Source organism: Streptococcus sp. FSL W8-0197 (assembly GCF_037963785.1).
In the GTDB taxonomy this organism is placed as follows: domain Bacteria; phylum Bacillota; class Bacilli; order Lactobacillales; family Streptococcaceae; genus Streptococcus; species Streptococcus oralis_CQ.
This window is the reverse complement of the sequence record NZ_CP150168.1, coordinates 1,514,795-1,530,482: the sequence shown is the minus strand read 5'-3', so window position 1 is coordinate 1,530,482 and position 15,688 is coordinate 1,514,795. Positions and strand designations below refer to the sequence as shown.

The following is a 15,688-nucleotide window of genomic DNA, read 5'->3' as shown; positions in this document are numbered from 1 at the left end:
AGTAACCTCCTAAAGTGAATAGGCTTTTTTATTGGCTTGCTCCATCTTGCGACCAAACTGGGCGACAGGGAAGCAAAGGGCAAAGTAGAGTAGAGCAGCACCTAGAAAGGCTGGAATGTAGTTTCCGTTGAGAGCTGACCAAGACTTGGTCACAAACATCAAGTCCACTCCAGAGATGATAGCAACAGTTGAAGTATTCTTGATAAGGTTGACGATTTGATTGGTCAAAGGAGGGAGGATGATACGGATGGCCTGAGGCAAGATAATCAAGCGCATGGCACTGATATAGGTGAAACCTTGTGATAAGGCGGCTTCCATCTGACCACTAGGAATAGACTGAATCCCTGAACGAATAACCTCAGCGATATAGGCACCGTGATAGAGTCCGACGCAGAGAACAGCTGTCCAATAAATCGGAATCATGATGGTATGGTCACTGATAAGAGGTAGACCATAAAAAACGATGACAAACTGCACCAAGAGGGGAGTATTTTGGTAAAATTCGACAAAGATACGAGCCAAAATACGTAAGAATGGGCGTTTGCTGGTTGACATGGCTCCAAAGAAGATGCCCAAAACCATGGCGAGGATAAAGGATCCAATTGCTAGGGCAAGGGTGAAGAGGAAACCATTGAAAAATTGTCCGAAGTCCTGAAAATAGGCTGTCCAAGATGATAAATCTGTCATGGGGTGTCCTCCTTAATCTGCGGTATGGCTAGATGGTTTGAGCTTGTAACGGTCATAAAGTTTCTGCAAACTACCGTCCTTGCTCCATTTAGTGACCAACTGATCGAAATAATCGTTGAGTTCAGTGTTTGACTTCTTGGTGACGATACCGTAGTCAGATGGCTTGAAACTATCATCTAGCAATTCTGTGCGTTTGCTGATGTAGCCAGACAGGATAGAGCGGTCAACGGAAAAGGCATCAATACGGTGAGCATGAAGAGAAGTAATCAATTCTGGGTAGGAACCAAGTTCGACGAATTTAAAGGTCAAGCCTTTCTTTTTACCCAGTTCGGTAATCAAGCGTTGGGTAATGGAACCTTGGGCAACTCCTATGGTTTTGCCGTTTAGATCCTCAATGCTTTTGATGTTGGCAGATTTGTTGACCAAAAAGCCAGAAGCATCCGTATAGTAGGGACTGGTGAAGTTGTATAGTTTTTTACGCTCGTCTGTGATAGTGAAGGTCGCGATATCCATGTCGACCTGTTCATTGTCTAGAAGGGGACCACGGGTTTGGGCGGTAACAGGCACATAGCGAACCTTGACCTTGAGTTCATCCGCAATCATCTTGGCAAGGTCAGTTTCGATACCAGAATAAGACCCAGTCTTGGGATCCTTGTAGCCAAAATTGGGAACGTCTTGTTTCACACCGACAACCAGCTCGCCTCTCTTTTGAATATCTGCGACACTGGTGTCTGCTTGAACCGGCTTAGCTAGGGTAAGGCTGAAAAGGCTAATCAATAATGCGGATAAAAAGAGTTTCTTTTTCATAGGCGCCTCCTTATTTGACTTTGTCACTTTCGTGGTTGATAATTTTGCTGAGGAACTGTTGGGCACGAGGTTCGCTTGGATTGTCGAAAAAACCGTCGACATCTGTCGTATCTACTAAAACTTCCCCGTCAGCCATAAAGATAATGCGGTCTGCAACCTCTCGGGCAAAGCCCATTTCGTGGGTAACGATGATCATGTTCATCCCGTCATGAGCTAATTTTTGCATAACTGCTAGAACATCCCCAATGGTTTCAGGGTCGAGGGCAGATGTTGGTTCATCAAAGAGGAGGAGTTCGGGATGCATAGCGAGTCCGCGTGCGATGGCGATTCGTTGTTTTTGTCCACCAGACAGCATGGCTGGATAGGAATCTTTCTTGTCCCACATATTTACAAATTCCAGATATTTTTGGGCTGTTTTTTCAGCTTCTTTTTTATCAATTTCTAGAACTTTTACGGGCGCAAGTGTCACGTTTTCTAACACTGTTTTGTGTGGATAAAGATTAAAATGTTGAAAAACCATGCCGACTTCCTTACGAAGAGGAACTAAATCTTTCTGACTAGCACCTGCTACTTGGTGTCCATTGACCAGGAGACTTCCTTTGTCAACAGCCTCTAAACCATTAATCGTACGGATAAGAGTAGACTTCCCAGAACCAGAAGGTCCAAGCAGGACAACAACTTGTCCTTTTTCAAAACGGAGATTGATGTCGCGGAGTGCGTGATAGTCTCCGTAATATTTTTCGACGTTTTTAAATTCTACTAAAGCCATGAGAGATCTCCTTTGTGTTAGATTTTATAACATGATTCTACAACAAAAGAATGTTCTTGTCAAATCATATCTGAAAAAATTCACTAAAATGTTACAAAAAAGCAATCTGGATAGAGAAAATGCCTAAATCATGTTATAATGAAACGATAGAATTCTTAGAAAGAGTGGATGTCTTTTTGATAACTCCTACTTATGAATGGCAGTTTGCCCCGCAGGTTGAAGATGCGGATTTTACAAAGATAGCCAAGAAGGCTGGGCTGGGTCCTGAGGTGGCTCGGTTATTATTTGAAAGAGGGATTCAGGATGAAGAAAGTCTAAAGAAGTTTTTAGAACCTTCTTTAGAGGACTTACATGACCCCTATCTGCTCCATGATATGGACAAGGCAGTGGAACGGATTCGTCAGGCCATTGAAGAAGGGGAAAACATTCTCATCTATGGAGACTACGATGCGGATGGTATGACTTCAGCTTCGATTGTGAAGGAAAGTTTAGAACAGCTTGGCGCCGAGTGCCGTGTTTACCTGCCTAATCGTTTTACCGATGGGTATGGCCCCAATGCCAGTGTCTATAAATATTTTATCGAGCAAGAGGGTATTTCCTTGATTGTGACAGTGGATAATGGGGTTGCGGGTCACGAAGCCATTGAATTGGCCCAGTCTATGGGAGTGGATGTCATTGTGACCGACCACCATTCCATGCCGGAAACCCTTCCTGATGCCTTTGCCATTGTTCACCCTGAGCATCCAGATGCGGACTATCCCTTCAAACAGTTGGCTGGTTGTGGAGTGGCTTTCAAGCTAGCTTGCGCTCTTTTAGAAGAAGTGCAAGTGGAATTGCTTGATTTGGTCGCTATCGGTACCATTGCCGATATGGTGAGTTTGACGGATGAGAATCGCATTTTGGTCCAATATGGTCTGGAGATGCTGGGGCATACTCAGCGTATTGGTCTACAAGAAATGCTGGATATGGCTGGGATTGCTGCTAACGAAGTAACAGAAGAAACGATTGGCTTTCAGATTGCCCCTCGTTTAAATGCTTTGGGGCGTTTGGATGATCCTAATCCAGCTATTGATTTGTTGACTGGATTTGACGATGAGGAAGCGCATGAGATTGCCCTCATGATTCACCAGAAAAACGAAGAGCGCAAGGAAATCGTTCAGTCAATTTATGAAGAAGCTAAGACCATGGTTGATCCTGAGAAAAAGGTCCAGGTTTTGGCCAAGGAAGGCTGGAATCCTGGCGTTCTGGGTATCGTTGCTGGTCGTTTGTTGGAAGAACTAGGGCAGACAGTCATCGTTCTTAATATAGAAGAAGGTCGCGCCAAGGGTAGTGCTCGTAGTGTGGAAGCGGTCGATATTTTTGAAGCTCTGGATCCCCATCGAGACCTCTTTATCGCCTTTGGCGGCCATGCTGGTGCAGCTGGAATGACGCTGGAAGTTGAGAAACTTTCAGATTTATCTCAGGTTTTAGAAGACTATGTCCGTGAAAAAGGTGCAGATGCTGGTGGCAAGAATAAGTTAAATCTAGATGAAGAGTTGGATTTGGAGACTCTTAGTTTAGAAACGGTTAAAAGCTTTGAACGCTTGGCACCCTTTGGGATGGATAATCAGAAACCTGTCTTTTATATCAAGGATTTTCATGTCGAAAGTGCCCGTACTATGGGAGTAGGCAATGCCCACCTCAAACTAAAAATTTCCAAGGGTGAGGCGAGCTTTGAAGTGGTGGCCTTTGGACAAGGTAGATGGGCAACAGAGTTTGCTCAAACCAAAAACTTAGAATTGGCAGTCACCCTGTCTGTCAATCAATGGAATGGCCAAACTGCTCTCCAGTTGATGATGGTGGATGCGCGTGTGGAAGGTGTTCAACTCTTTAACATTCGTGGGAAGAATGCAGTCTTGCCAGAAGGGGTTCCAGTCTTGGATTTCTCTGCAGAGGTGCCAGATTTAGCGACCAGTGAAGCGGTTGTTGTAAAAACCATTCCTGAGGATATTACCTTGCTGAAGGCCATTTTTCAGGAACAACATTTCTCTGCTGTCTATTTCAAAAATGACATTGACAAGGCCTACTATCTGACAGGTTATGGGACTAGAGAACAGTTTGCAAAATTGTACAAGACCATTTACCAATTCCCAGAGTTTGATATTCGCTACAAGCTTAAGGATTTGGCGACTTATCTCAATATCCAACAAATCTTACTTGTCAAGATGATCCAAGTCTTTGAAGAGCTAGGTTTTGTGACAATCAAAGATGGTGTTATGACAGTCAATAAAGAAGCGTCGAAAAGGGAAATCGCTGACAGTCAGATATACCAAAATCTCAAACAAACTGTAAAAAATCAAGAAATCATGGCGCTGGGTACCGTGCAAGAAATATATGACTTTTTGATGGAGAAATAGATGGAAAGAGGCTGTGATGACTTATCTCGGTCTCTTTTGTCGGATAAATGCTTGCTGTGGGAGTGGCTGATTAGATAGTCTTTTGGATGGTTTGCTGATGTAAAGATTGGGGAAATGATTCATTTTTTTATTCTCTTCTATCACTTTATACGATGTCTGCTTTTAAACCTTATGTAGTAAAAGTATAAATATTTGTAACAGGACTAAAATATAACTCTAAACGAACTGACATGTAAATCAAGTATGATTTTCTTATCAAGAAAATATAAGGGGAATCTGGTTATGAAAAAAACAGTTACGAAACTGACTCTTGGTTTGACTTCTACCGCTATTTTGGCTACGGTTGGGGCTCAAACTGTTCATGCGAATTCTTACGTTGTTCAAGATGGTGATTCATTTTATGCCATTGCAACTGCAAACGGCATGGATCCGCATGAGTTGGCAGCTTTGAATGGAAAAACCATCTTTGACACTATCCACCCAGGGGATGTATTGGAAGTGAGTGGTTCCGCTCAGGCTAACTCTACCTACAGTGCTCCAGCTAGCACTGCGAACGTGGTATCAGATACAGAAGATGTTGTCGAAAAGACTCCAACAAACTATGGAAACTCTTATCCTGTTGGTCAGTGTACATGGGGCGTGAAAGAATTGGCGCCTTGGGCTAGCAACTGGTGGGGAAATGCCAACACGTGGGCAATCTACGCGAGCGCTCAAGGTTATAAGACAGGAAGTGTTCCAGTAGTAGGAGCAATCGCCGTTTGGGATGGTGGTGAATATGGACACGTTGCTTATGTAACAGATGTTCAAAGTGAAAACTCCATCCAGATATTGGAAGCAAACTACAGACGTCAAAAGCAGATTGCGAATTATCGTGGCTTCTTTAATCCTCATGAATTTTTAGGTAACGTCACTTATATCTATCCAAACTAAAGATGATAAAAAGATTTAGAATTTCTAAGTCTTTTTTCTTTTTGAAGAAATTTCCTATCGTTAACCTCCATCTTAGTGGCTAATTGCTGAAAATTTTTTAGATTTTGAAGCGAACAGGAAATTCTCGCTTTTAGATGCAGATAAATCATGTCTTTGTAGAAAATAGTTCTCAAGTCGAGAGGTAAAAGCAAGTTTTTTGAACTAAAAGAGAAATTTAGAGTTCGAGAAAGGTATCTGAAATCAAATTGATTCAGAAAATCCATATTTTTGATGGTGCAATCCTTCCATTATCTTCGATGAAGCCTCCAAAAGAGAAGTCAAAGTTAAAGGATTCGATTCACAGTAGTGACTAATCTCTAGTTAAAAACCTATCTTCGTTTTGAAAATAATCAAAAAAATGGTATAATGGTAGGAAAAGATTCGGCTGGAAGTTTTAGAACTTTTAGAATAAGAGGGTAAATTCACCCTATAATCAAGATAAATGAAGTTTCGGAGGAAAAATGAGTAATATTAGTTTAACAACACTAGGTGGTGTACGAGAAAATGGGAAAAATATGTACATCGCTGAAATCGATGGTTCTATTTTTGTTTTGGATGCGGGGCTTAAATACCCTGAAAATGAACAACTAGGTGTTGATGTCGTCATTCCAAATATGGACTACCTTTTTGAAAATAGCGATCGTATCGCTGGGGTCTTCTTGACTCACGGACATGCGGATGCCATTGGTGCCCTGCCTTATCTTTTGGCAGAGGCTAAGGTGCCTGTGTTTGGTTCTGAGTTGACCATTGAGTTGGCCAAACTCTTTGTCAAAGGAAATGATACGGTTAAGAAATTCAATGACTTCCATGTGATTGATGAAGATACAGAGATCGACTTTGGAGGGACTGTGGTTTCCTTCTTCCGTACAACTCACTCTATCCCAGAAAGTTTGGGAATAGTCCTGAAAACAGCTGAAGGTAGCATTGTTTACACAGGTGACTTCAAGTTTGACCAGACAGCTAGTGAATCCTATGCGACGGATTTTGCTCGTTTGGCTGAAATCGGTCGTGATGGTGTCTTGGCGCTCCTCAGTGATTCAGCCAATGCAGACAGCAATATCCAGGTGGCGAGCGAGAGTGAAGTTGGAGAGGAAATTACCCAGACCATTGCAGACTGGGAAGGTCGTATCATCGTTGCCGCAGTTGCCAGCAACCTTTCTCGTATCCAGCAGGTTTTTGATGCTGCAGCAGATACAGGTCGCAGAGTTGTTTTGACTGGATTTGATATTGAAAATATCGTCCGCACTGCGATTCGTCTCAAAAAATTATCTCTAGCCAATGAAAGTCTTTTGATCAAACCCAAAGAAATGTCTCGTTTTGAAGACCATGAGTTGATTATCCTTGAGACTGGTCGTATGGGTGAGCCTATTAATGGACTTCGTAAGATGTCCATTGGACGCCACCGCTATGTGGAAATCAAAGATGGAGACTTGGTTTATATCGTAACGACTCCATCTATCGCCAAAGAAGCCGTCATGGCGCGTGTGGAAAATATGATCTACCAAGCTGGTGGTGTGGTGAAACTCATTACCCAAAGCTTGCGGGTGTCCGGACACGGGAATGCGCGTGATTTGCAGTTGATGATCAATCTTTTGCAACCAAATTACCTCTTCCCTATCCAAGGGGAGTATCGTGAGTTGGATGCGCATGCCAAGGCTGCCATGGCAGTTGGAATGTTGCCAGAGCATATCTTCATCCCTAAAAAGGGAACGACCATGTCTTATGAACATGGGGACTTTGTTCCAGCTGGGGCAGTTTCTGCAGGTGATGTCTTGATTGATGGAAATGCCATCGGGGATGTTGGAAATGTCGTCCTTCGTGACCGTAAGGTCTTGTCAGAGGATGGGATCTTTATCGTGGCGATCACTGTCAACCGTCGTGAGAAGAAAATTGTGGCCAAGGCCCGTGTTCATACGCGTGGATTTGTTTATCTCAAGAAGAGCCGCGATATTCTCCGTGAAAGTTCAGAATTGATTAACCAAACGGTAGAAGAGTATCTTCAAGGTGATGACTTTGACTGGGCAGATCTCAAAGGCAAGGTTCGTGACAATCTGACCAAGTACCTCTTTGATCAAACCAAGCGTCGCCCAGCAATCTTGCCAGTCGTGATGGAAGCAAAATAATAAGCAGCATACCTACAGAAAAAGTCGAAATTCGGCTTTTTCTTATAGAATAGTAAAAGGAGACAACCATGGCAGTTATGAATATTGAGTATTACTCAAAAGTTTTGGATATGGAATGGGGCGTTACCGTACTCTATCCAGATGCTAGTCGGGTGACTGAACCAGATTGCACAGATATTCCTGTTCTTTACCTTTTGCACGGAATGTCAGGAAACCAAAATAGCTGGCTCAAACGTACCAATGTCGAACGCTTGTTGCGTGGAATCAATCTTATTGTCATCATGCCCAATACTAGCAATGGCTGGTACACAGATACTCAGTATGGCTATAACTACTATACTGCTCTAGCAGAAGAGTTACCTCAGGTCATGAAACGTTTCTTCCCCAATATGACCAGCAAGCGAGAAAAGACCTTTATAGCTGGTCTCTCCATGGGAGGATATGGTTCCTTCAAACTCGCTCTATCGAGAAATCGTTTTTCTCATGCGGCTAGTTTTTCTGGTGCGCTCAGTTTTCACGAATTTTCTCCTGAAAGTCAGGATCTTGGATCGCTTGCCTACTGGCGAGGAGTTTTTGGAGAGATTAAAGACTGGACAGCTAGTCCTCATTCGCTTGAAAGCGTGGCTGCAAAATCCGATAAAAAGACCAAACTATGGGCTTGGTGTGGGGAACAAGACTATCTTTACTCTGCCAATAACCTCGCAGTGAAAAACCTCAAAAAACTAGGTTTTGAGGTGACCTATAGTCATAGTCCAGGTAAGCACGAGTGGTACTACTGGGAAAAACAATTGGAGCGTTTTTTAGCTACTCTACCAATTGACTTTGTCTTGGAAGAACGTTTATCTTAGTTTTAGGTTTCTTTCAGCTTTCTTCAGTAAAATAGAGAATCTATCTTGATCAAGGAGAATGTGATTTCAAGATAGGTTCTTATTTTTATGAAAGGTGGGGCGTCATGTTCTGGATTATTCGATTATTGTTCCGATTTCTGTTGGGAATTTGGCGTTTCTTCTGGCGTCTGGTTTGGACTGTAGTTATTCTACTGCTCATTGCCTTTGGAGTGGTTTGGTATCTGTCTGGTGATTTTCATTCTGCGGTCAATCAGGTTGAAAAAATGAGCAAGATTGGTCAAGGTGGCTGGAATCAATGGAAGGAGACGGGAACGCTGGAAGTCTTGTCTCAGACAGACAGTCACCAACATGCAGAAGGCAAGTGGGCTCAGGCCTCAGCTCGCATCTATATTGAGCCTCAAATGGATGAGACCTTCCAAGGTGCCTATGCAGAAGCCATAAAAAACTGGAATCAAACGGGAGCCTTTACCTTTGAGGTGGTTGCGGATCCTAGCCAGGCAGATATTGTGGCAAGTGAGATGAATGATGGATCGACCGCTGTAGCAGGTCAAGCCGAGAGTCAAACCAATTTGTTAACCAAACAATTTATATCTGTAACGGTTCGCCTGAATCACTATTATCTATCCAATCCAAACTATGGTTATTCTTATGAACGGATCGTGCACACGGCGGAGCACGAGCTGGGGCATGCCATCGGATTGGATCATACCAACGAAACTTCTGTTATGCAGCCTGCCGGCTCTTACTATGGGATTCAGCCCCAGGATGTGACAGCTGTTCAAGAACTCTATACCAGTAGCGACTAGATGAAGTCGGTGCAATCTGAAAAGAAATCAAAGCTCCTCCATCAAGTGATCGGTGGGGCTTTTTGTTCGTCCTGTCACGGCCTTTTTGCTATAATGGAACTATGAATAACTTGATCAAATCAAAACTAGAGCTCCTGCCAACCAGCCCTGGTTGTTATATTCACAAGGATAAAAATGGCACCATTATCTATGTAGGAAAGGCTAAAAATCTACGCAATCGCGTGCGCTCCTATTTCCGTGGGAGTCACGATACCAAGACGGAGGCACTGGTGTCTGAAATTGTAGATTTTGAATTTATCGTCACTGAGTCCAATATTGAGGCACTTCTTCTAGAAATCAACCTCATCAAGGAAAATCAGCCCAAGTACAATATCATGCTCAAGGATGATAAGTCCTATCCCTTCATCAAAATCACCAATGAGCGCTATCCTCGTTTAATTATCACCCGTCAGGTCAAGAAAGACGGAGGACTCTATTTTGGTCCCTATCCGGATGTGGGCGCAGCCAATGAAATCAAGCGACTATTGGACCGGATTTTTCCTTTTCGGAAATGTACCAACCCACCCTCTAAAGTCTGTTTTTATTACCATATTGGCCAATGTATGGCTCACACCATCTGTAAAAAAGATGAGGCTTATTTCCATTCCATGGCTCAGGAGGTTTCTGATTTCCTAAAAGGGCAGGATGATAAAATCATTGATGACCTCAAGGGGAAGATGGCATCCGCAGCTCAAAGTATGGAGTTTGAACGTGCGGCGGAATACCGTGACCTGATTCAGGCCATTGGAACGCTTCGGACCAAGCAACGGGTCATGGCGAAAGATTTGCAAAATCGGGACGTCTTTGGTTACTATGTGGATAAGGGCTGGATGTGTGTTCAGGTTTTCTTTGTTCGTCAAGGCAAGCTCATTGAGCGGGATGTCAATCTCTTCCCCTACTACAATGATCCGGATGAGGACTTCTTGACCTATGTGGGACAATTCTATCAAGAAAAATCTCACCTGGTTCCCAATGAGGTGCTGATTCCGCAGGATATCGATGAAGAAGCCGTTAAGGCTTTGGTGGATACCAAGATTTTCAAGCCCCAACGTGGAGAGAAAAAACAACTGGTCAATCTAGCCATCAAAAATGCCCGTGTTAGTCTGGAGCAGAAGTTCAATCTGCTAGAAAAATCAGTCGAAAAGACCCAAGGAGCTATTGAAAATCTGGGACGCTTGCTCCAAATCCCGACCCCAGTCCGTATCGAGTCCTTTGATAACTCTAATATCATGGGAACCAGTCCTGTTTCAGCTATGGTGGTCTTTGTCAATGGCAAACCGAGTAAAAAAGACTACCGAAAGTACAAGATAAAAACGGTTGTTGGCCCAGATGACTATGCTAGTATGCGAGAGGTTATTCGCAGACGTTATGGCCGAGTTCAACGTGATGGTTTAACCCCGCCAGATTTGATTGTGATTGATGGGGGACAAGGTCAAGTCAATATCGCAAAGCAAGTCATCCAAGAAGAGCTAGGTTTGGATATCCCAATTGCAGGTCTGCAAAAGAATGACAAGCACCAAACCCATGAACTGCTCTTTGGAGATCCACTGGAAGTGGTGGAGTTGTCTCGCAATTCTCAAGAATTCTTTCTCCTCCAACGCATCCAGGATGAGGTGCACCGCTTTGCTATCACCTTCCACCGCCAACTGCGCTCAAAAAATTCCTTTTCTTCACAACTGGATGGGATTGACGGTCTGGGACCTAAACGCAAACAGAATCTCATGAAGCATTTTAAATCTCTCACTAAAATCAAGGAAGCTAGTGTGGATGAAATTGTCGAAGTGGGTGTGCCAAGAGCAGTCGCAGAAGATGTGAAAAGAAAGTTGAACCCTCAGGAAGAAGTGGAATTGGCTCAAGTGGCGGAAGAAAGAGTGGACTACCAAACAAAAGGAGATTATGATGAACCATAAAATCGCAATTTTATCAGATATTCATGGAAATGTGACTGCCTTAGAAGCAGTGATTGCAGATGCTAAAGCACAAGGAGTCAGTGAATACTGGCTCATGGGAGACATTTTCCTCCCTGGTCCAGGTGCAAATGACTTGGTCGCTCTGTTAAAGGAACTTTCTATCACTACAAGTGTTCGAGGCAATTGGGATGATTGTGTCCTTGAGGCTTTAGATGGGCAATATGGCTTGGAAGACCCACAGGAAGTCCAGCTCTTGCGTATGACGCAGTATTTGATGGAGCGAATGGATCCTGCAACGATTGACTGGCTACGAAGCTTACCTATGCTAGAAAAGAGAGAAGTTGACGGACTGCGCTTTTCTCTTTCTCATAATTTGCCAAATAAGAACTATGGTGGTGACTTGCTAGTTGAGAATGATACAGAGAAATTTGACCAACTCCTAGATGATGAAGTTGACGTGGCAGTCTATGGTCATGTTCACAAGCAGTTGCTTCGTTATGGCAGTCAAGGGCAACAAATCATCAATCCAGGGTCGATTGGCATGCCCTATTTTAATTGGGAGGCGTTAAAAAATCACCGTGCCCAGTATGCCGTGATAGAAGTGGAAGACGGGGAATTGGTAAATATTCTATTCCGAAAAGTTTCCTACGATTATGAAGCAGAGTTAGAATTGGCCAAATCCAAGGGGCTTCCTTTTATCGAAATGTATGAAGAACTACGCCGAGATGACAACTATCGGGGGCACAATCTAGAACTCTTAGCTAGTTTAATTGAAAAGCATGGGTATGTGGAGGATGTGAAGAAATTTTTGGAGGCTATAAAGTCAGAATATAAGGTAGACTAGTTTCTTAAAACCCCTGAAAATTAGTTGGAACTGGATGAGGAAAAATCTGATTTTAATGATAAGTTTAAATCCAGGGCTTCATCCGTGTTCCAATTTCTTTCTATGAAAAATCTCTGCAAGCTCTTTCAAAATATGGTAGAATGGATGCAGTAGAATTAGAAAAGGAAATCGATTATGAAATTTCTTGAATTAAATAAAAAACGTCATGCGACTAAGCATTTTAATGATAAACCAGTAGATCCCAAAGATGTGCGTACGGCTATCGAAATCGCAACCTTGGCCCCAAGTGCCCACAACAGCCAGCCATGGAAGTTTGTGGTTGTTCGTGAAAAAAATGCTGAACTGGCAAAATTGGCATATGGTTCGAACTTTGAGCAGATATCATCAGCGCCTGTAACCATTGCCTTGTTTACAGACACAGATTTGGCAAAACGTGCTCGTAAGATTGCCCGTGTTGGTGGTGCTAATAACTTTTCTGAAGAACAACTTCAATATTTTATGAAGAATCTGCCTGCTGAATTTGCGCGTTACAGTGAGCAACAGATCAGCGACTACCTAGCCCTCAATGCAGGTTTGGTTGCTATGAACTTGGTTTTGGCTCTTACAGACCAAGGAATTGGTTCTAACATTATTCTTGGATTTGACAAATCAAAAGCCAACGAAGTTTTGGACATTGAAGACCGATTCCGCCCAGAACTCTTGATTACAGTGGGTTACACAGACGAAAAATTGGAACCAAGCTACCGCTTGCCGGTGGATGAAATCATCGAGAAAAGATAGAAGGAAGAAAAAATGACAGCAATTGATTTTACAGCAGAAGTAGAAAAACGCAAAGAAGAGCTCTTGGCTGACTTGTTTAGCCTTTTGGAAATCAACTCAGAACGTGATGACAGCAAAGTAGATGCGCAGCATCCATTTGGACCTGGTCCAGTAAAAGCCTTGGAAAAATTCCTTGAAATCGCAGACCGCGATGGCTATCCAGCTAAAAATGTTGATAACTACGCAGGACATTTTGAGTTTGGTGAAGGAGAAGAAGTTCTCGGAATCTTTGCTCACATGGACGTGGTGCCAGCTGGTAGCGGTTGGGACACGGACCCTTATACACCAACTATCAAAGATGGTCGCCTTTATGCGCGTGGGGCTTCAGATGACAAGGGTCCAACAACAGCTTGTTACTATGGTTTGAAAATCATCAAAGAATTAGGTCTTCCAACTTCTAAGAAAGTTCGTTTCATCGTTGGAACAGATGAAGAATCAGGCTGGGCGGACATGGACTACTACTTTGAGCACGTAGGACTTGCGAAACCAGACTTCGGTTTCTCTCCAGACGCTGAATTCCCTATCATCAATGGTGAAAAAGGAAATATCACGGAATACCTCCATTTTGCAGGTGAAAATACAGGTGCAGCTCGCCTTCACAGCTTCACAGGTGGTTTGCGTGAAAACATGGTACCTGAATCAGCAACAGCAGTCGTTTCAGGAGACCTGGCTGACTTGCAAGCTAAACTAGATGCCTTTGTTGCAGAACACAAACTCAGAGGAGAACTCCAAGAAGAAAACGGTCAGTACAAGGTGACTGTGATTGGTAAATCAGCCCATGGTGCTATGCCTGCTTCAGGTGTCAATGGAGCTACTTACCTAGCACTCTTCCTCAGTCAGTTTGACTTTGCAGGACCTGCCAAAGACTACCTCGACATCGCTGGTAAGATTCTCTTGAACGACCATGAGGGTACAAATCTCAAGGTTGCTCATGTAGATGAAAAGATGGGTGCCCTTTCTATGAATGCCGGTGTCTTCCGCTTTGATGAAACAAGTGCTGACAATACCATTGCCCTTAACTTCCGTTATCCAAAAGGAACAAGCCCAGAGCAAATCAAGTCAATCCTTGAAAACTTGCCAGTGGCTTCAGTTAGTCTTTCTGAACACGGCCATACCCCTCACTATGTGCCAATGGAAGATCCGCTTGTGCAAACCTTGTTGAATGTCTATGAAAAACAAACTGGTCTTAAAGGCCACGAACAAGTCATTGGTGGTGGAACCTTTGGTCGCTTGCTGGAACGTGGGGTTGCCTACGGTGCTATGTTCCCGGACTCAATCGATACTATGCACCAAGCCAACGAATTTATCGCCTTGGACGATCTCTTCCGAGCAGCAGCAATCTATGCAGAAGCTATTTATGAATTGATCAAATAAAACGATAGAAGTCTGAGATTGTATGCTTGGACTTCTTTTTGGAGGGAAAACAGATGTCTCAAATCGAAAGAATCAAGCAAGCCATTATGGCGGATCCGCAGAATACCAGCTATACAGAACGCGGAATCGAACCTCTCTTTGCGGCGCCAAAAAATGCCCGCATCAATATTGTCGGTCAGGCACCGGGGCTTAAAACCCAAGAAGCTGGGATTTATTGGAAGGATAAGAGCGGCGATCGCTTGCGGGACTGGCTAGGTGTAGATGAAGACACCTTTTACAATTCAGGTTATTTTGCAGTTCTGCCAATGGATTTTTACTTCCCAGGACATGGCAAGTCAGGTGATCTTCCACCCCGTAAAGGCTTTGCCGAAAAATGGCATCCGCAACTTCTCAAGGAATGTCCAAATATTGAATTGACCCTTTTGATTGGACAATATGCCCAGGCCTATTATCTTCATGAGAAGGTTAGTGGCAAGGTAACAGAGCGGGTAAAACGCTACAAAGACTATCTACCAGAATTTTTCCCTCTGGTTCACCCCTCACCACGAAATCAAATCTGGATGGCTAAAAATCCTTGGTTTGAGTCAGAAGTAGTGCCAGAGTTGAAAAAAAGAATTAAAACTATTTTAAGTATAAAAATAGCATAAAAATCTAGTTATCCGCATAAAAACTGGACTTATCACACTTTATCAAGGTCAAAACCACTCAATTTACTACTAATTTACTACTTATGAATGAGCTTTGATACGACGATTTATCCTTGAAAAGTGAAGATATAAAGATACTTCCAATAAAATTTGAATATTTAATAGGTAGACACTTCAAAAAATGAGGTGTCTATTTTTTTACCCGATTTTGAAAGGAAGTGAACTTATGAAAACAAAAAATCAAGAATCAAAAGGTCGTTCCCCACTCTTTAAGACCATCAAACATTCATTCAGCCAATAAAAAAGAAAGGATAGGTAAAAATATGGAACTTAAATTTGTGATTCCCAACATGGAAAAAACATTCGGCAATTTAGAATTTGCTGGCGAGGATAAAGTCGTTCAGCGAAGAATCAACGGACGGCTAACTGTCTTATCAAGAAGCTATAATCTCTATTCTGATGTTCAAAGAGCAGATGATATTGTGGTGGTGCTTCCTGCTGAAGCTGGCGAAAAACATTTCGGCTTTGAGGAACGTGTGAAGTTAGTCAATCCACGTATTACCGCAGAGGGCTACAAAATCGGCACTCGTGGTTTTACAAATTACCTTTTACATGCTGACGACATGATAAAAGAATAAAGAAAGAGAGGA

At 43.0% G+C, this 15,688-nt stretch carries 14 protein-coding genes; 11 read left to right on the top strand and 3 right to left on the bottom strand.

All coding sequences use genetic code 11. The annotated features are described in order from the left end of the window. Positions 1-9: 9 nt before the first annotated feature. Genes NYE79_RS07705 through NYE79_RS07695 form a run of 3 tightly spaced genes read right to left on the bottom strand, consistent with a single transcriptional unit; the run spans position 10 to position 2,263 of the window. The gene (locus NYE79_RS07705) at positions 10-687 is read right to left on the bottom strand and encodes an amino acid ABC transporter permease (RefSeq protein WP_125825588.1); all 678 of its coding nucleotides are present in this window, start codon (positions 685-687) and stop codon (positions 10-12) included. Between the two features lie 12 nt (positions 688-699). After that, positions 700-1,494 (bottom strand): transporter substrate-binding domain-containing protein, encoded by a 795-nt coding sequence (locus tag NYE79_RS07700; protein WP_125854020.1) that lies wholly within the window; start codon positions 1,492-1,494, stop codon positions 700-702. Between the two features lie 10 nt (positions 1,495-1,504). Next, positions 1,505-2,263 (bottom strand): amino acid ABC transporter ATP-binding protein, encoded by a 759-nt coding sequence (locus NYE79_RS07695; RefSeq protein ID WP_339293668.1) that lies wholly within the window; start codon positions 2,261-2,263, stop codon positions 1,505-1,507. A 176-nt stretch (positions 2,264-2,439) separates the two neighbouring features. Here NYE79_RS07695 and recJ point away from each other — a divergent pair, with 176 nt between their 5' ends. From recJ to NYE79_RS07640, 11 genes are all read left to right on the top strand, one after another. Further along, on the top strand, positions 2,440-4,659 hold the full coding sequence (recJ, locus tag NYE79_RS07690; RefSeq protein WP_339293865.1) for a single-stranded-DNA-specific exonuclease RecJ: 2,220 nt from the start codon (positions 2,440-2,442) through the stop codon (positions 4,657-4,659). A gap of 282 nt (positions 4,660-4,941) precedes the next feature. Then, the gene (locus tag NYE79_RS07685) at positions 4,942-5,589 is read left to right on the top strand and encodes a CHAP domain-containing protein (protein WP_339293667.1); all 648 of its coding nucleotides are present in this window, start codon (positions 4,942-4,944) and stop codon (positions 5,587-5,589) included. Positions 5,590-6,089: 500 nt separating this feature from the next. Beyond that, positions 6,090-7,751, top strand: coding sequence for a ribonuclease J (locus NYE79_RS07680; RefSeq protein ID WP_042902754.1), 1,662 nt, complete (start codon positions 6,090-6,092; stop codon positions 7,749-7,751). Positions 7,752-7,819: 68 nt separating this feature from the next. Further along, on the top strand, positions 7,820-8,599 hold the full coding sequence (locus NYE79_RS07675; protein ID WP_049518907.1) for an alpha/beta hydrolase family protein: 780 nt from the start codon (positions 7,820-7,822) through the stop codon (positions 8,597-8,599). A gap of 104 nt (positions 8,600-8,703) precedes the next feature. After that, a complete protein-coding gene (locus NYE79_RS07670; RefSeq protein ID WP_049477616.1) occupies positions 8,704-9,405 on the top strand; it encodes a M57 family metalloprotease in 702 nt (233 codons plus the stop codon). A 101-nt stretch (positions 9,406-9,506) separates the two neighbouring features. Next, the gene (gene uvrC / locus NYE79_RS07665; protein ID WP_001061172.1) at positions 9,507-11,354 is read left to right on the top strand and encodes an excinuclease ABC subunit UvrC; all 1,848 of its coding nucleotides are present in this window, start codon (positions 9,507-9,509) and stop codon (positions 11,352-11,354) included. Further along, entirely contained in the window at positions 11,344-12,198 is an 855-nt protein-coding gene (locus NYE79_RS07660) for a metallophosphoesterase family protein (RefSeq protein ID WP_303431069.1), read from the top strand. The genes uvrC and NYE79_RS07660 overlap by 11 nt, the downstream gene beginning before the upstream one ends. Before the next feature lie 174 nt (positions 12,199-12,372). Beyond that, positions 12,373-12,978, top strand: coding sequence for a nitroreductase family protein (locus NYE79_RS07655; RefSeq protein ID WP_303431071.1), 606 nt, complete (start codon positions 12,373-12,375; stop codon positions 12,976-12,978). A gap of 12 nt (positions 12,979-12,990) precedes the next feature. Next, entirely contained in the window at positions 12,991-14,391 is a 1,401-nt protein-coding gene (gene pepV / locus NYE79_RS07650) for a dipeptidase PepV (protein ID WP_339293666.1), read from the top strand. A gap of 53 nt (positions 14,392-14,444) precedes the next feature. Then, positions 14,445-15,038 (top strand): uracil-DNA glycosylase family protein, encoded by a 594-nt coding sequence (locus NYE79_RS07645; RefSeq protein WP_303431073.1) that lies wholly within the window; start codon positions 14,445-14,447, stop codon positions 15,036-15,038. A gap of 323 nt (positions 15,039-15,361) precedes the next feature. Beyond that, positions 15,362-15,676, top strand: coding sequence for a YdcP family protein (locus NYE79_RS07640; RefSeq protein ID WP_000420682.1), 315 nt, complete (start codon positions 15,362-15,364; stop codon positions 15,674-15,676). Positions 15,677-15,688 lie beyond the last annotated feature (12 nt).